17 protein-coding genes are annotated in these 16,200 nt (G+C 67.3%); 6 read left to right on the forward strand and 11 right to left on the reverse strand.

Translation table 11 applies throughout. The features are described from left to right. Window positions 1–16: 16 nt before the first annotated feature. The 4 genes from efeB to thpR are packed head-to-tail and all read right to left on the reverse strand — an operon-like array spanning window position 17 to window position 3,894. Window positions 17–1,267, reverse strand: a complete 1,251-nt coding sequence (efeB, locus tag V9K99_RS09765; protein ID WP_337003309.1) for an iron uptake transporter deferrochelatase/peroxidase subunit — start codon at window positions 1,265–1,267, stop codon at window positions 17–19. After that, window positions 1,264–2,403, reverse strand: coding sequence for an iron uptake system protein EfeO (efeO, locus tag V9K99_RS09770; protein WP_337003311.1), 1,140 nt, complete (start codon window positions 2,401–2,403; stop codon window positions 1,264–1,266). Before efeO ends, efeB begins: the two co-directional genes overlap by 4 nt. A 29-nt stretch (window positions 2,404–2,432) precedes the next feature. Continuing rightward, window positions 2,433–3,284, reverse strand: coding sequence for an iron uptake transporter permease EfeU (gene efeU / locus V9K99_RS09775; protein WP_337003313.1), 852 nt, complete (start codon window positions 3,282–3,284; stop codon window positions 2,433–2,435). 46 nt (window positions 3,285–3,330) lie between these two features. Beyond that, complete coding sequence (gene thpR, locus V9K99_RS09780; protein WP_337003315.1) at window positions 3,331–3,894, reverse strand: RNA 2',3'-cyclic phosphodiesterase; 564 nt, start codon at window positions 3,892–3,894, stop codon at window positions 3,331–3,333. A gap of 33 nt (window positions 3,895–3,927) precedes the next feature. Between thpR and V9K99_RS09785 the strand changes: the two genes are divergently transcribed. Further along, window positions 3,928–5,382: an LLM class flavin-dependent oxidoreductase gene (locus V9K99_RS09785; RefSeq protein WP_337003317.1), complete on the forward strand. Its 1,455-nt coding sequence runs from the start codon at window positions 3,928–3,930 to the stop codon at window positions 5,380–5,382. Here the strand turns inward: V9K99_RS09785 and V9K99_RS09790 are convergent. From V9K99_RS09790 to V9K99_RS09800, 3 genes are read right to left on the reverse strand one after another with little or no spacing between them, the layout of a single operon-like run. After that, window positions 5,365–6,768 (reverse strand): mycothione reductase, encoded by a 1,404-nt coding sequence (locus V9K99_RS09790; RefSeq protein WP_337003319.1) that lies wholly within the window; start codon window positions 6,766–6,768, stop codon window positions 5,365–5,367. The genes V9K99_RS09785 and V9K99_RS09790 overlap by 18 nt on opposite strands. Before the next feature lie 31 nt (window positions 6,769–6,799). After that, on the reverse strand, window positions 6,800–8,173 hold the full coding sequence (locus V9K99_RS09795) for an MFS transporter (RefSeq protein WP_337003321.1): 1,374 nt from the start codon (window positions 8,171–8,173) through the stop codon (window positions 6,800–6,802). After that, window positions 8,170–8,619, reverse strand: coding sequence for a MarR family winged helix-turn-helix transcriptional regulator (locus V9K99_RS09800; RefSeq protein ID WP_337003323.1), 450 nt, complete (start codon window positions 8,617–8,619; stop codon window positions 8,170–8,172). The genes V9K99_RS09795 and V9K99_RS09800 overlap by 4 nt, the downstream gene beginning before the upstream one ends. Before the next feature lie 96 nt (window positions 8,620–8,715). Between V9K99_RS09800 and V9K99_RS09805 the strand changes: the two genes are divergently transcribed. Continuing rightward, complete coding sequence (locus V9K99_RS09805) at window positions 8,716–9,795, forward strand: hypothetical protein (RefSeq protein WP_337003325.1); 1,080 nt, start codon at window positions 8,716–8,718, stop codon at window positions 9,793–9,795. Here the strand turns inward: V9K99_RS09805 and V9K99_RS09810 are convergent. Further along, window positions 9,792–10,187, reverse strand: coding sequence for a Dabb family protein (locus V9K99_RS09810; protein ID WP_337003327.1), 396 nt, complete (start codon window positions 10,185–10,187; stop codon window positions 9,792–9,794). The two genes, V9K99_RS09805 and V9K99_RS09810, sit on opposite strands and share 4 nt — an antisense overlap. Window positions 10,188–10,262: 75 nt before the next feature. Between V9K99_RS09810 and V9K99_RS09815 the strand changes: the two genes are divergently transcribed. Continuing rightward, window positions 10,263–10,889, forward strand: a complete 627-nt coding sequence (locus V9K99_RS09815; protein WP_337003329.1) for a TetR/AcrR family transcriptional regulator — start codon at window positions 10,263–10,265, stop codon at window positions 10,887–10,889. On the opposite strand, the gene V9K99_RS09820 is transcribed toward V9K99_RS09815, so the two are convergent. Beyond that, window positions 10,890–12,362: an NCS2 family permease gene (locus V9K99_RS09820; RefSeq protein ID WP_337003331.1), complete on the reverse strand. Its 1,473-nt coding sequence runs from the start codon at window positions 12,360–12,362 to the stop codon at window positions 10,890–10,892. 80 nt (window positions 12,363–12,442) lie between these two features. On the opposite strand from V9K99_RS09820, the gene V9K99_RS09825 reads away from it, so the two are divergent. Beyond that, window positions 12,443–12,754, forward strand: a complete 312-nt coding sequence (locus V9K99_RS09825; protein WP_337003334.1) for a DUF2530 domain-containing protein — start codon at window positions 12,443–12,445, stop codon at window positions 12,752–12,754. Window positions 12,755–12,838: 84 nt separating this feature from the next. Here V9K99_RS09825 and V9K99_RS09830 read toward each other — a convergent pair whose 3' ends face one another. Continuing rightward, window positions 12,839–13,279: a hypothetical protein gene (locus V9K99_RS09830; protein WP_337003336.1), complete on the reverse strand. Its 441-nt coding sequence runs from the start codon at window positions 13,277–13,279 to the stop codon at window positions 12,839–12,841. 182 nt (window positions 13,280–13,461) lie between these two features. Here V9K99_RS09830 and V9K99_RS09835 point away from each other — a divergent pair, with 182 nt between their 5' ends. Further along, window positions 13,462–14,220 (forward strand): META domain-containing protein, encoded by a 759-nt coding sequence (locus V9K99_RS09835; RefSeq protein ID WP_337003337.1) that lies wholly within the window; start codon window positions 13,462–13,464, stop codon window positions 14,218–14,220. Between the two features lie 127 nt (window positions 14,221–14,347). After that, complete coding sequence (locus tag V9K99_RS09840; RefSeq protein WP_337003339.1) at window positions 14,348–15,478, forward strand: serine hydrolase; 1,131 nt, start codon at window positions 14,348–14,350, stop codon at window positions 15,476–15,478. A gap of 59 nt (window positions 15,479–15,537) precedes the next feature. Here V9K99_RS09840 and V9K99_RS09845 read toward each other — a convergent pair whose 3' ends face one another. Beyond that, window positions 15,538–16,200, reverse strand: a complete 663-nt coding sequence (locus V9K99_RS09845; protein ID WP_337003341.1) for a class I SAM-dependent methyltransferase — start codon at window positions 16,198–16,200, stop codon at window positions 15,538–15,540.

The raw sequence follows: 16,200 nt of genomic DNA on the forward strand, positions 1-16,200 counted from the left end.
GTAGTCAACCGGCGGTTCAGGCGAACAACTTCTCGCCCCAGTAGGAGCCGGCGGTGACGCCGGCGGGGCAGGCGAAGATGCCGGAACCGACGTGGACGATGTACTCGTTCAGTACGTCGGACTTCGCCAGCTGGTTCTGGATCGGGATGAACTGCTTGCGCGGATCCCGCTGGTAGGCAAGGAAGAACAGGCCCGCGTCGAGGCGGCCGAGGCCGTCCGAGCCGTCGACGAAGTTGTAGCCGCGGCGGAGCAGTTCGGCGCCGTTGTTGAACGACGGATGCGCCAGCCGGATGTGGGCTTCGGTCGGGATCTTCAACTCACCGTCGGAGCTCTTCGCCTCGAAGTCGATCGCGTCGAACTCGTCCGCCTTGCCCAGCGGCGCCCCGGTGCCCTTGCCCCGGCCGATGATGGTTTCCTGTTCGCCGAGCGACGTACGGTCCCAGATCTCGATGTTCATCCGGATCCGCCGGGACACCAGATAGGAGCCGCCGACCATCCAGTCCGGGCCGTCTTCGGGCTGCACCCAGAGCTGCTGCTCGAGTTTGGCCGTGTCCTCGAGCTTCAGGTTGTTCGTGCCGTCCTTGAAGCCGAACAGGTTCCGCGGTGTCGTCTGCGCCTTCGACGTGGACGACGTACGCCCGAAGCCGAGCTGGGAGTAGCGGACCGCGACCCGGCCGAAGCCGATCCGGGCCAGGTTGCGGATCGCGTGCACGGCGACCTGCGGGTCGTCCGAGCAGGCCTGTACGGCGATGTCGCCGCCGGACCGGTTCGGGTCCAGGTCGTCGGCGATGAAGTGCGGCAGATCCACCAGGGCCTTGGGCCGGCGCCCAGCCAGGCCGAAGCGCTTGTCGAACAGCGATGGACCGAACCCGATGGTCAGCGTCAGCCGGGCCGGCGGCAGGCCGACCGCTTCACCGGTGTCCTCCGGCGGCGCTTCGCCCGGTCCGTTGACCGCGCCGTACTGGCCGATGTCGCGGCCCGCGGTGAGAAGGGCCGCGGCCGCGGTCCACTCCTTCAGCAGCGCGACGAGGTCGGCACGTTTCGTCGTGGTGACGTCGAACGCGGCGAAGTGCAGCCGGTCCTGGACCGGGGTGATGATCCCGGCCTGGTGCTCACCGTGGAACTCGACCGGACCGGTCGTGTCGGCCGCCTGCGACTCCTCGCCGGCCAACACCGAATGAGCGGCGTACCCCGCGACGCCCGTGGCCACAGCCGCGCCGGCGGCCCCGAACAGGCCGCGGCGGGAGATTCCCCTACGCTCGCTCATTTCTTCGCGATCACTCCGGCAACCTTGCTGACCGGCTCGGCCAGACCGTCCACGACCCGGCCGAGTTCCTTCTTCTCGGCCTCGGTCACCACGTAGGGCTTGAAGCCGTCGCCGACGCGGTACTTGTCCAGCGCGGCGAAGACTGCCTTGAAGTTCGTGTCCAGCGTGGTGACGAGGGCGGCGTCACGCTTCTGCAGGGCCGGGCGAAGGGCCTGGATCGCGGCCTGCGAGCCTTCGACGTTGGCGTCGAAGTCGTACAGGTCGGTGTGCGAGTAGCGGTCCTCCTCACCGGTGATCTTGCCGGTGGCAACCTCGTCGAGGAGTTCCTTGGCGCCGTTGGCGAGCTGGAGCGGGTTGAGCTTCACCACCTTGGCCTTGGCCACGACCGTCTTCACGTCGACCAGCAGCTGGTCGGCGTACTTGTCCATGCCCACGGTGCTGTTCGAGACCCAGAGGGCCTTCTCGATCCGGTGGTAGCCGGTCCACTCGGTGCCCGGCTCGACGTCGTTCTCGCGGGCGTCGATCTTCGGGTCCAGGTCGCCGAACGACTCCGCGACCGGCTCGATCCGCTCCCAGTACGTCCGCGACACCGGGAACAGCGCCTTGGCCTTGGCCACGTCACCGGCCTTGACCGCGGCGACGAACTCGGTGGTCTTCTGCTCCAGCGCGACCGCCTGCGAGTTCACGTATCGCTGGTAGCTCTCGGTGGCCTGCTTGAGCAGAGTGTCCTCGTCGACCTGCGCGGGCGCGTCGCCGGTGACGGTCAGGTCGCCGCGGATGCCGTCACCGACCATGCCGGGCTTGCAGACCGCCTGGTACTTGCCGGTCGGCAGCTCCACGATCAGGTCGCGCTTCAGGCCGGGGCCGATGTTCTCGACCTCACCCATCACCCGGTCGCCCTCGGCGTACACGTAGAACTCGGTGACCTTGCTGCCGCCGTTGGAGACGGAGAACGTACTGGTGCCGGACTTCACGTCCCGGCGGCTGAGGTCGCACTCCGAGTCGGTCGCCTTGACGGACACCGGGCCGGTGCCGTCGTCGGTGGCGGCCGGTGTGTCGTCGGCACAAGCGGTGAGCGTGGCGAGCCCGAGTACTGCGCCGATGACGGTGACCCGTCGGGCCGTGGACGTGAACATGGTTCTCCTGGACGGGTGAGAGTGGTGGATCAGGCCGCTTCTTCAGCGGTCTTGGCTGGTACGGCGGGTGGCGGTGTGCTGCTCTTCAGCGGGCGGAAGTAGAGCACCAGCACGGGGACGAGATACGCCACCCAGGCGATCGCCTCGATGACGGTCGGGGCCGGGTTGAAGTTGAAGATTCCCTTCAGCAACACGCCGTACCAGCTGTCCGGCGCGATGACGTGGGAGATGTCGAAGGCGAGGGTCTGCAGTCCGGGCAGGATGTTCGCCTCCTGCAGGTCGTGGAAGCCGTAGGCGAAGATGCCGGCCGCGACCAGGATCAGCAGCGCGCCGGTCCACTTGAAGAAGACGGCGAGGTTGATCTTCACCGCGCCCTGGTAGATCGCGAACCCGAGCAGCACCGAGGTCGCCAGGCCGAGCAGTACGCCGATGAACGGGGTCGCCGTGGTCGCGGTGGCGGCCGACGCGTAGACGATGAACGCGGTCTCGATGCCCTCCCGGAAGACCGCCAGGAAGGCCAGTACGACGACCGCCCGCGGACCGACCTCGAGCGCCTGGCCCATCCGCTCGCGCAATTCCTTGGCGATACTGCGCGACGCCTTGCGCATCCAGAAGATCATCCAGGTGACGAAGCCGACCGCGAGGATCGACATCACCCCGCCGATGGTCTCCTGGGTGGTGAAGGACTTGGCCGTCAGCGCGGTGATGAACTGCAGCAGCGCCCAACCCGCCACCGCGGTCGCGACCGCGGCGCCGACTCCGATCCAGACCAGTTTGAGCCGATCCCGGTGCCCTGATTTGACCAGGAAGGTGGCGAGGATGCTGACGACCAGCGATGCCTCGAGGCCTTCCCGGAGTCCGATCAAGTAGTTCGCGAGCATAGCGGGACTCCAGCGGGAATGTTAGGTACGGCTAACCTTCCTGAGGTTAACCTAAGAACTCCCATTCGCCCACTGTGGCGTAGGCCGCACTGTGGCCAGGCCCCTCGCCGAGCCGGGACTCGATCAGTTGCAGGCTGCCGGCGGTCCAGGACGGACCGTCGTACACGTCGAAGATCCGCACCCACCTGGTCGCATCGATCGGCCGGCGCAGCCGGGCCAGGGTCAGATGCGGGGTGAACTTCCTGCCTTCCACGGTCACGCCGGCGCGATTCGCTGCCGCCTTCGTGGTCATCGAAAGGTGCTTGAGGGACTCGGTGTCGTCGCGCACCCCGGCGTACAGCACCCGCGCGTCGGGGACGCCGGGGAAGGCTCCCGCTCCCCTGAGTTGCAACTCGAACGGCTTCTGCCGCTTGGCGGCCCGCTCCAGCCGCTCCCCCAACTCCTCGGTCTTCCAGTCCGGCACCTCGCCCAGGAACGCCAGCGTGATGTGCCAATGCTCGTCCGCGGCCCACCGGATGTCCTCATCCGGATGCTCCCGCCGCGGTTCCACGAACTCGCTCAGATCCTCCACTACGTCAATCGGTGGCACTACCGCCACGAACAATCGCATCCCAAAATCCTATCGGTGGGCGAAACTGCTTTTGTGGATGAGCTGAAACTGCCGTCGCCGTGTGTGGTGATCCTGGTGGGGCCGGGAGCCTCGGGGAAGTCGACGTGGGCGGCGGAGCGGTTCGCTGCGGACCTGATCGTGTCGAGTGACCGGCTGCGGGCGCTGGTGGGGACCGGAGAGGACGATCTGGCCGCCAGCACGGATGCGTTCGCGTTGCTGGAAGAGGTGGTGCGGCAACGAATCGGTCGGCGGCTGACCACGGTGATCGACACACTCGGGCTCGATCGGGACCGGCGGTTGCGCTGGCTGGGGCTGGCCCGAGACGCCGGAATGCCTTGTGTCGCGGTCGGTTTCGACACGCCGGCCGCGGAATGCCGGCAGCGGAATCGTTCGCGGGTCAAGCGGATCCCGGCCGACGCGCTGACGTCGCAACTGCGGTCGTGGACCGCAGTGAAGAAGGAGCTGCCACTCGACGGGTACGACGACGTACTCGAGCCGGCCGTGGTTCGCGTCGTACCCTCGGCGTTCGTGGATGCCGGTGCGGCGGCGGCCCGGCAGTCGCAGATGCCGACGGGTTTGCGGTTCGGGTTGCAGTTGAGCAGCTATACCCACAAGGCCGGGCGGGCGGAGACGGCGAGCTGGATCCGGGAGGTCGCCGGACGCGCGGAGGCAGCCGGGTTCGACGCGATCTACGTGATGGACCACTTCCGGCAGATCCCGCAGGTCGGCCGCGCGTGGGACGACTTCCTGGAGAGCTGGACGACGCTGGGATATCTGGCCGCTTGTACGTCGCGGGTCCGGCTGGGGACTCTGGTCTCCGGGATCACCTATCGCAACGTCGCGCATCTGGGGAAGATCGCCGCGACTCTCGACGTACTCAGTGGTGGGCGTGCCGTCTGCGGCGTCGGGCTCGCGTGGTTCGAGGCGGAGCACAAGGCGTACGGGTGGACGTTTCCGCCGGTCGCGGAGCGGTACGCGTTGCTGGCGGACGCGTTGCAACTGCTCCCGGTTTTATGGGGACCAGGCAACAAACCGTTCCACGGCGCGGTGCTCGACGTACCGGACACGACGTGCTACCCGCGGCCGCTGCAGGAGCGTTTGCCCTTGCTGGTCGGGGGAAGCGGTCGGCGGACACTGCGATTGGCATCGCGGTACGCCGACGCCGTGAACGTCTTCGGGGACGTCGCGACCGTGCGCAAGCATGCCGACTATGTCCGCGAACTGGGTCGCCCGGTCGAGCTCACGCATCTGTCCACCACCCTGGTGGGCAAGGATCACCGGGACGTGGACGAGCTGGTCTCCCGCTTGCGCCCACGCAACCAGGACCCGGCCCGTTACGCCGCGTCCGTCAACGCCGGCACGATCGCCGACCAGATCGGCCGCTTCCGCGAACTGTCCGAGGCCGGTGTCGCCGAGGTGATGATCAGCCTGCCTTCGCTCGACACCTTGGAGAGTGCCGGCGAGGTGATCTCAGCCTTTCGGGTCTAGTTCTAGCTTGAGCAGGGCGTTCTCGATCAGCTCGGACATGGCCGGGTGGATCCAGTACTGGTCGCGGGCCATCGAGTAGGCGTCGAGTCCGAAGCTCATCGCCTGGATGACCGGCTGGATCACCGACGACGCCTGCGGGCCGATGATGTGGCAGCCGATGATCTGGCCGGTCTCCGGGTCGGCCAGGATCTTCGCGAAGCCGGTGGTGTCCTCCATCGCCCAGCCGTACGCGATGTCGGCGTACTGCTGACGCCCAACGACATAAGGGATCCCGCGTTCCTTGGCCTGCTCCTCGGTGAGGCCGACGGCGGCGATCTGCGGTGAGCTGAAGACGGCGTGCGGGACGAAGCGGTGGTCGGACTTGATCCGGTCGGTGGGGTTGAGCAGGTTGTGCTTCACCACCCGCGCCTCGTGGTTCGCGACGTGCTTCAGCTGGTGGGGTGAGGTGACGTCGCCCAGCGCGTAGATGCCTTCGACGGTGGTCTGCTGGTATTCGTCGACGACCACGCGGCCCTCGTCGTCGACCTCGACCCCGGTGGCCTCCAGGTTCATCGTGTCCGAGTTCGGCGTCCGGCCAACGGCGACCAGGACCTCGTCGACCACGAGCTCGTCCACACCCTCCGGGCTGAGCATCTCGAGCGCGATCGAGCCGTCCTCGCGCCGGACCGCTCTGACGGTGTCGTGATCCAGGCGTACGTCGTACTTCGCCTGAGCGATCTCGGTGAAGCGCTGGGCGATGTCAGTGTCCTCGTGCCGCATCAGCAGCCCGGACCGCGCGATCAGCGTGACCTCGACGCCGAACGACGAGAAGACGTGCGCGAACTCGGCCGCCACGAACCCGCTGCCGATGATGCCGAGCCTTCGCGGCAGCTCCTCGAGTCGCATGATCGTGTTCGAGGTGTGGTACCCGACCTCGTCGAGACCGGGGATGAACGGCTCGATCGGCCGGCTGCCGGTCGCGAGGACGAACTGATCGCCGGTGAGCACGCTGGTCGTGCCGTCCTTGCCGTCGACGGTCAGCTCCTTGGTCGCGGTGAACCGGCCAGTGCCGTCATACACGGTCACGTTGGCGTTGTCCGCGTGATGATGCCGGTACTCCGAGCCACTCGCGGCGATCGGGTCGATCCGGCCGAAGATCCGGTCCCGGACGGCCTGCCAGCGGACCCCGGTCAGCTCCTCGTCGACGCCGTACCGGGAACTGATCGACGGGGTCGCGGCCAGGTCGGCGGTGTGCACGAACATCTTGGTCGGGATGCAGCCCACGTTCAGGCAGGTGCCGCCGAAGGTGCCGCGCTCGACGATCGCCACCTTCTGGTCGGCGAACCGCCGGTTCACGATCGTGTTCCCAGAGCCGGTCCCGATGATCACCACGTCGTAATGAGTCACACCCCATTGTGCGCGTGACCCACAAGGACGGTCAGGCGACCCGTGGCCCGCGGTCCTGCGCCGGGCCCGGGGCCGGCTCCACGGCGACGACCTCAGCGCGCGCGACGTCGGTGCGTGGAGCGGCATCGACCGCGGCCTTCTCACCCAGGAGCTCCGTTTGAGGGAGGACCTCCAGGCGCGGGCGGGGCAGCAGTCGCGGGCGGATCGACAGGCCGCGGCGGCGGGAGAAGTACAGCACCGAGCCGACCGTGCCGAGGATCGTCAGCGCACCGCCGGCGATCAGCGACCAGCGGGCACCGAAGGACTGCCCGACCCAGCCGATCAGCGGCGACCCGATCGGCGTACCGCCCATCAGGACCGTCATGTACAGCGCCATCACGCGGCCGCGCATGGTCGGCTCGATGCTCAGCTGCATGGTCGCGTTCGCCGCGGTCAGCATGGTCAGCGAGGACAGGCCGACCAGCGGCAGCACCATCGCGTAGGTCAGGTACGTCGGCATCAGTCCGCTGACCAACGCCATCACACCGAACGCCAGGGCCGCGCCGATCACCAGGCGAGCGCGGATCCGGACCCGCCGGGCGGCCAGCAGTGCACCGGACAGCGAGCCGATCGCCAGGATCGAGCCGAGGATGCCGTACTCCCCCGCGCCCTTCTGGAACACCTCGGTCGCCATCAGCGCGGACGTCATCTGGAAGTTCAGCCCGAACGTCCCGGCGAAGAACACCGTGACCAGCACCATCATCAGATCGGGCCGGCGCCACAGGTAGCGCATCCCGTCGCGAATCATCCCCTTGTCCCGGGCCGCGACCTTCGGCGTGTGCAGCTCACCGACGCGCATCAGCCGCAGCGACAGGATGACCGCGGCGTAGGTGAGACCGTTGATCATGATCACCGGCCCGGTGCCGATCCAGTGGATCAGCAGACCGGCCAGCGCCGGACCGAGCAGCCGGGCGGCGTTGAAGGACGCCGAGTTCAGCCCGACCGCGTTGGCCAGCTCGTCCCGGCCGACCATCTCGACCACGAAGGCCTGCCGGGCCGGGGCGTCGAAGGCGGTGCCGACACCGAACAGCAGAGCCAGCAGGTACACATGCCAGGGCTCGACCATTCCGCTGACAGTGAGGCCGCCGAGCACCAGGGCGACGGTCGCCATCGCGATCTGGGTGCACGTCAGCACCCGGCGCTTCGGGAAGCGGTCGGCGACGAGTCCGGCGTACGGACCGAGTACAAGGGCCGGCAGGAATTGGAGTCCGGTGACGATACCGAGCGCCGTACCGGAGTGGGTCAGCTCCAGGACCAGCCAGTCCTGGGCGACGCGCTGCATCCAGGTACCGACGTTCGAGACGATCGCACCGGATGCGTAGAGACGGAAGTTGCGAACCTTGAACGCGGCGAAGGTCGGACTCATGTGGCCGCCAGGCGTTCGAGAACAGGTGCTGCCTTGCGCAGAATGTCGCGCTCCTCGGGGGTCAGTTGCTTCAGTTTGGTCTGCAGCCACTCGTCGCGGCGCCGGCGGTTGGCCAGGATCAGCTCGTCGGCGGCGCCGGTCAGCTCGACCATGATCTGGCGCTTGTCGGTCGGGTGGGGCCGGCGGGCGACCAGGCCCGCCTCCTCCATGTTCGACACGATCCGCGTCATCGACGGCGGCTTGACCTGCTCGTGTGCGGCCAGCTCGCCGATCGTCATCGCGTCGTGCTTGGCCAGCGCGCCGAGCACGCTGAGCTGGTTGGCGGTGAGGTCGTGACCGGGCTCACGCTGTCGCCGGATCTGCCGGGACAGCCGGAGCGTGGACGACCTCAGGGCACTCGCCAGCCCGACGTCACTCTTCACCTGCTGGGCTACGACTTCGGGCATATCGTTAGCTTAACTCATTACCTTTGCTAAAGAAAACGGCTGACCACCCGGTGGTATTCCCGGTCAGGCAGGTACGACGTACTAGGGTTCGCCCTCATGGGGACACCTGCTGAGCTGGAGCGGTACGAGCAGCGGTTCCGGCGGGCCGGGCTGCCGCTGCTGATCGAGGACTTCTCGCCGACGCACGACATCTTCACCAGGGCGACCCCGCTGCTGGTGCTGGTGTTCCTGGCCGAAATGCTCGGCGCCACCCAGCTGAACTGGCCGATCTGGAAGAACGTCCTCGCCGCGCTCATCGCGCTGGCGGTCCTGGTCGGCGGCTTCGGGCTGCTGAACGGACTCCGCGGCCGCCCATTCTGGTCCTTGCCGACCCGCTTCGGCATCCCGGAACTGGCCGTCTTCGTCCTACTCCCGGCCCTCCTGCCGGTCGCCCAGGGCCAGTTCACGCAGTTCTTCGGGGTTGCCTTCAGCAACCTGGTGCTCGTCGGTGTGGTGTACGTCGTCGTCGGTTACGGCTTGATCGCCACGACGTACTGGAGCCTGCGCCGACTGGCCGGGGATCTGGCCGCATCGATCACCAGCATGGTTCGAGCACTACCACTCCTGCTGGTGTTCTCACTGGTCCTGTTCATCAACACCGAGATGTGGCAGGTCTTCACCGGGATGCCGGTCGAGTTCATCCTGTTCTCGGTGGCCGTCTTCACCCTGCTCAGCACGCTGTTCCTGATGGTGCGACTGCCGAAGGAGCTCGACGCGATCGAGCGGGACGCCGACTCGGGCCCGCCCCTGCGCCGGCTCCAGCGGCTGAACCTCAGCGTCAGCCTGGTGATCCGGCAGTGGGTGCAGACCTTGGTGGTGAGTAGCGGCGTCGGCCTGTTCTTCATTGCCTTCGGCATGCTCTCGGTCACCCGTCACATCTACGAGAGCTGGGGCGTCGACCCCGGCGGCTGGTCGTACGACGTGCACCTGCTCGGTCACCCGATGGTGATCAGCGCCGGCCTGGTGAAGGTCGCCGTCGGCATCGCGAACTTCACCGGCCTCTACTACTCGATTGCGCTGCTCACCGACTCGTCGTACCGCGAAGAGTTCCTCGACACCATCACCGCCGAACTCCGCGACCTCTTCACCGCCCGGGCGGAGTACCTGGAACTCCGCCGTACATCGACGTCCTCCTAGACCTCGGCGCCGAAGAGCTCGTTGATCCGGACGGCCCAGTCCGGGTACTGCTCCGTCTTGCGGACATGCAGGTCGTAGACGGCCTTGCCGACCTCCGGATCGCCGTCGTCGCTGAACCGGACCGCACTCAGCTTCGCGAGCTTGTCCAGGATCAGGTCGTCACCGGCGAGGTGCACCGGGTCGTGCATGTACCGCTCGAGCGCCGGCAGATCCGGGATCGCCGCCAGGTACGCATGCGTGAACCCGTCCGCCGGATCACCGAAGTCGGCGCCGACGGCACCGAACGCGACCGACTCCAGCGAGGCCGTCCGGCGCATCACCGCCAGCACCCCCTCCTGCTCCTCGACACTCACACCGTCCGCGAACCGGATCCGCAACAGGTTGACGATCATCCGCACTCCTCGGTTGATTTGCACTGGCGAGTGCAGTTTAGCGTACGGCGACGTGCGGCAAGCTACCCTGATCCGGTGACGACGACCAGAGGGCGGATCGACAAGCGGCAGGCGATCCTGGACGCGGCGTTCACGGTCTTCGCCCGAGAGGGCTACCGGCAGGCGAGCCTGGACACAGTCGCGGCGACGGCGGGAGTCGCCAAACACACCATCTACAACCACTTCGGCGACAAGGAGTCCCTGTTCCGGGCCGCCGTCGCCGCACTGGCGGACCAAGCGCTGGCCCGCAACCTCGCCGCGATCGACCTCCTCCGCCTCCCGGCCGAGGGCAGGACGTTGCGTCAGGTTCTGGAGGAGGTCGGGCTGCGGTTGGCCGAGTGCTACTGCGATGAGCGGTCCTGGGCGCTCCGGCGGCTGCTGCCGGCGGAGATCCAGAACCTGCCCGACCTGCAGGAGATCGTGCGGGATCGGGCCAGCGACCGGGTGAACGAAGCGCTCGCGGACCGGTTCGCCCGGCTGGCGCTGGCCGGACAGCTGACCATCACCGATCCTGCCGTCGCCGCCGAGCAGTTCGGGGCGTTGCTGACGGCACCGTTGGAGACACGTTCACACCTCGGCACCCGGAAGCTGAGCACCGCGGAACTGGCCGAGGTCACGCAGAACGCCGTACAGACGTTTCTGCGTGCCTTCGGCAACGAGTGATCAGGTGAGCCAGTCGCCGAGCGGGCCGATGGCGAAGTAGATGACGAAGAGGATCGAGACGACCCACATCAGCGGGTGGACCTGGCGGGCCTTGCCGCGGACCAGCTTCAGGATGACGTAGGACACGAAACCGGCACCGATACCGGCCGTGATCGAGTACGTGAACGGCATCAGGATGATGGTCAGGAACGCCGGGAACGCGACCTCGAGGTCGTCGAAGTCGATCCCCTTCACCTGCGTCATCATCAGGAACCCGACCAGGATCAGCGCCGGCGTCGCCGCCTCGTACGGGACCAGCGTGACCAGCGGAGCGACCACCATCGAGATCAGGAAGCAGACCCCGGTCACCACACTCGCCAACCCGGTCCGGGCACCCTCGCCGACACCCGACGCGGATTCGATGTACGACGTGTTGCTCGACACCGACGCGGCACCACCGGCTGCGGCCGCGACCGAGTCGACGATCAGGATCCGCTGCGCGTGCGGCGGGTTGCCGTCCTTGTCGAGCAGCCCGGCCTCCGCGCCGATCGCGGTCATCGTGCCCATCGTGTCGAAGAAGTCGGCCAGCATCAGGGTGAAGATCAGCAGCAGCGCGGTCACCACGCCGACCTTCTCGAACGACCCGAACAGGCTGAACTCACCGATGGTGTCCAGGTTGGGCTTGCTGAACCAGTCGTCCGGCAGCTTCGGCACACTCAGACCCCAGCCGCCCGGGTTGTCGGCAGTCCGCGCGCCGACCGAGGCGATCGACTCGACCACGATCGCCAGCACGGTCGCGGCCAGGATGCCGATCAGGATGGCGCCCTTCACCCGGAGCGCGTACAGCGTCATGATCAGGATCAGGCCGATCACGAACACCAGCACCGGCCAGCCGCGAAGGTTGCCGGCGACACCGAGTTCGACCGGCGGTCCACCGGCCGCGGCCGGACGCCGTACGAAGCCCGCGTCCACGACGCCGATGAAGGCGATGAACAGGCCGATACCGACGCTGATCGCCACCTTCAACTGCACCGGGACCGCCTCGAACACGGCTTTTCGGAACCCGGTCAGCACCAGCAGGAAGATGATGACGCCTTCCAGCACCACCAGGCCCATCGCGTCGGCCCAGGTCATCTTGGTCGCGATCGAGAACGCGACGAACGCGTTCAGGCCCAGACCGGTCGCCAGCGCGAGCGGGAAGTTCGCGAACACGCCCATGAAGATGGTGACCACACCGGCCACCAGCGCGGTGGCGACGGCGATCTTGGCGATCGACGCAACCGGGTCCGTGCCGCCACCGACGTACTGGCCGGTGCCGTCCTTGACCGTGCCGATGATGAGCGGGTTCAGCACCACGATGTAGGCCATCGTGAAGAACGTGACCAGGCCGCCGCGGATCTCCCGGCTGACGGTGGACCCACGCTGGCTGATCTTGAAGAACGAGTCCAGGAAGCTGGACCGGTCCCGGGCGACGGTGGCTTGGGGCGAACTCATGGCGGAATGGTGCCAGTTCCTACCCACAAGTTGCGAGCACTGATCGAAAACAGCATGGACTCGACAGCTAAGGTGGAGCCGTGGCAGACGAGCAGCCCGCACCGAAGAAGCGGAACGACCCGACCAGCCAGCTGGCCCGGGGCGAACTGGTCCACGCCGAGGTCAAGCCGCTGGACCTGTCCGGCATCCCCAGCGTGATCGCCGGCATCATCGCCTGGGCGGTCGCGTTCGTCGTCGTCCTGATCTTCCGCGACGAACTCAAGAAGGACGGCCTCGAGTGGTGGCTCTGGGTCACCGTCGCCGGCTTCGGCCTAGGCCTGATCGGCCTCGTCTACTGCCACCGCCGCTGGACCGCCATCCAAGCCGGCCACCGCACCGCCCTAGAAGACTGAACAAACACCGCTGCCGGTGGTGCGCCTGGTCTGCTGACGACACGGATTCGGCTCTTGCCTGCTTCCTCGAGCGCATCCGCGTGATCAGTCGAGGATGTACCAGTTGACCACCATGATCAGGCCTCCGATCAGTGCGAGGACGGAGAACATCGCACCGAACACGGCCAGCAGTTGACCACTGCGACGTCCGCGCAGCCCGATGATCGCGAGCACGAACCCGGGGATCGCGAACGGGAACCAGAGACACGGCCTGAGCCCCTCCAGCGAGGCCAACGCCGCGCCGTAGGTCGGCAGCAGCGGCACGACGCAGGCGAGAGCGCCGAGGATCAGAGAGCCAATGGCCGGCAGCGGCCCCTTCCGCACTTCGGGCGTAGGTCCACCGCCTGGCGATCCGTAATACCCGGGCTGCTGGTGTGGGTACGGCCCCTGCGCCTGCTGGTGTGGGTACGGCCCCTGCGCCTGCTGCTGCGGATAGGGCCCGTGCTGCGGTGGTCCCTGCGGATCGGACGGCTGACCGTAGGACATACGACTCCCTTGCTATCAAGTCTGGTACGCCCGTACATACCAGGTGACACGGTCCACCCGCGGTCCGAGCCGAGCACAACGCCAAGGCCTCCGCCGGCTCCAAACTCCTCACGTTTGCAGAGTCGCACCCGGAGACCTCCGCAAGACGTCAAACTGTCCAGGTGGCGTCAGAGGAGGCGAGGATGGGTGGATCGGCTGGTTCGCCGATGGGGAAGACGTATCTGTCGACCGGGGTGACGGAGGATGGCCGTCCCAAGGAGTTGGTCGCGAAGACGCGGGTGCGGCTGGAGTTCGCGGTGGTGCCCAACGAGAACGACGAGGGTCCGCGGGTGTACGACGTACTCAGGGTGTTCGCCGGTTGTAACAGGCTCGGTGCAGCAGTCGCGACCGGTGAGTTGCTGGCCGACGGCAAGTTGTGGATCGACGGATTCGGCGGCACCGCGAGAGGCTGCGACCCGCCACTGCAGGCCCAGGACGAATGGCTGACCGGGTTCCTGATCAGCCGACCCAGCTGGCAAGTGAACGGCGACGAGCTCACCCTCACATCAGCCGGTACGACGATCACGCTGCTGGACCGGAAGATCGCCGAACCCGACTTCCCGCTCGACGGGATCCGATGGAAGCTCGTCACCACCATCACGAACGGCGACCTGTTCCACTACCACCATCGCGCCGAGGAGGCGTGGGTCACCTTTGACGGCGACCGTCTGACCGGCTGGACCGGTTGCAACGAACTCTCCGGCACCGTCACCCGCTCCACATCAGAGCTGACCTTCACCGACGTAGTCACCACTGACCGCGCGCCCATCGGGCAAACTGCCGAGGTGGAGACCGCGATCCTGACCACCCTCAGTGCCAACGTCACCTACGCCATCGACCACAACCGTCTGACCCTGATCGCCCCCACCGGGATCGGCCTCGACCTCACCGCCGTCCGCTGAGCCACCCCCCCAAGTTCCCCGGCGCGGGATTGAGGGGGTTATCCCTCACGCGCGGGGGGTGGGCCTGCCGCGAGGGTTGTCTTATCGCCGCCGGAGGGGCGGATGAGGGGACAACTGGGGAGTCGGGATGAAGAAGTGGATCGTGGTTGGCGCGGCGGTGGCGGCGTTCACGCTCGCGGGGACGGGGATGGCGGCAGCCAACCTTGGGACGCCGACGGTGGAGGTGGATACGGCCAAGGTCGCGCAGAGCCTGGAGGCTGCGCTGGGCGGTGAGAACTCGGTCGGCTTCGCATATGCCATCACCAAGAACGGCCAGCTGGCCGCGGCGGATGCGGACGGCAAGGCGCGAGTGGGTGAGGACATCGACTTCACGCCGTACACGCGTCTCGACATCATGAGCGCGACGAAGAACGTGGTCGCCGCGGCGCTGCTCAAGGCCGCCGAGTCCGCTGGGGTGACGCCCGAGCACCAGATCTGGCCGTACCTGCCGCCGGACCTGCGTGCGGATGCGGACCCGTCGTGGCAGCGGATCAGGATCAGGGACATCCTCGGCCACACCTCCGGCCTCGGCCAGGTCCCGACCGACCCCAACATGACCCCGTTCTACCCGGGCATCAAGTACACGCTGACCAAGGCAGTCGGGGCCGGTTCGGCCTACAAGTACGCGAACATGAACTACGCCATCGCGCGGGTGGTCCTGCCCAGGCTGTGGCACCTGGCCGAGCCCGAGCGCGGTCTGCCGGAGTGGATCGGGCCGAACTCCATCCCGTGGACGCTGCACTACGTCAACGAGAAGCTGTTCGCCCCGGCGGGCATCTCCTGGGTCACCTGCCTCGCGTCGAACCAGAACACCGCCGCGCTCGCCTACAAGCTCACGGACCCCGGCGCGGGCGGCTCGCTGTTCCAGCTGTCGGGAGACAAGTTCGAGGCCTGCCCGAGCTACCGCGGCCTGCACATGTCCGCGATCGACATGGTCCGCTGGCAGGCGCATCTGCGGTACGGCGCCATCGTGTCGCCGACCGTGCGTCAGTGGATGGACTCGCTGGACCTGGGGTGGCGTCCGCACACGGTCTACACCTTCCTGCCCGCGGGTGCGGAGGCCCACGGTGGCGGCTACACCTCGGGCGGCCGCTCGATCAACACCTGCCACGGGAAGTTCCCCGGCAACGTGGAGGTGTCCGTGGTCGTCAACAGCCAGATCAAGAGCGGCATCCACCCGTGCTCCATCGTCGCCAGCGCGGTGAAGAGCGGCAGCTGACCTCCTGAAGGCGCCCCGCGCGGAACACCGCGCGGGGCGCTCTCACGCGCCGGGTCAGGTCAGACGTGGGCGGTCCGCTGCGCGACGAGCACCAGCGAGGGGACACCGGCCACGCTCTCGGTCAGCCGCAGTTCGGCCACCGGGTCGAGGCCGGCCGCAGCCAGATGGGCCCAGAGGTCGTCGGGCTGCCATAGGTGAGTGGTCCACGTGACCGGCACAGCGCCGTACGCCTCGCTTCGTTCGATCTCGCCGTCACCCATGTGGGTTCCGATGATGAGGTGGCCGCCCGGAACCAACGCTCGGGCGAAGGATTGGAGGACCTGGGGAAGGATGTGCCGGGGCAAGTTGAACAGGGACCACCAGCCGAGAATGCCGCCGAGCGACGAGTCCGCCAGATTCAGGTCGGTTGCCGAGGCAACGGCAAACCGGAGGTGGGGGTATAGCCGCTGCGCGTGCTCGATCATCCGTGCCGACAGGTCAACCCCGGAGACATCGAGGCCGCGCTCCGCCAGGTACGCGGTCACGGATCCAGGGCCGCATCCGACGTCCAGAACCGGGCCGAGACCGTGCACCGCGGCCGCGAAGCCATCGATTGCCGTCCGCAACCAGGGGTACGACGTGATGTCGCCGAGGTTCATCTCGACATAGTTGTCGGCGACGCGGTCGTAAGAGGTCCGTACGACGTCAAGATCGGCAGGCTGCTCGACACGGGAAGCATTCAT

It is taken from the genome of Kribbella sp. CCNWLW201 (genome assembly GCF_037203805.1).
Classification (GTDB): Bacteria; Actinomycetota; Actinomycetes; order Propionibacteriales; family Kribbellaceae; genus Kribbella.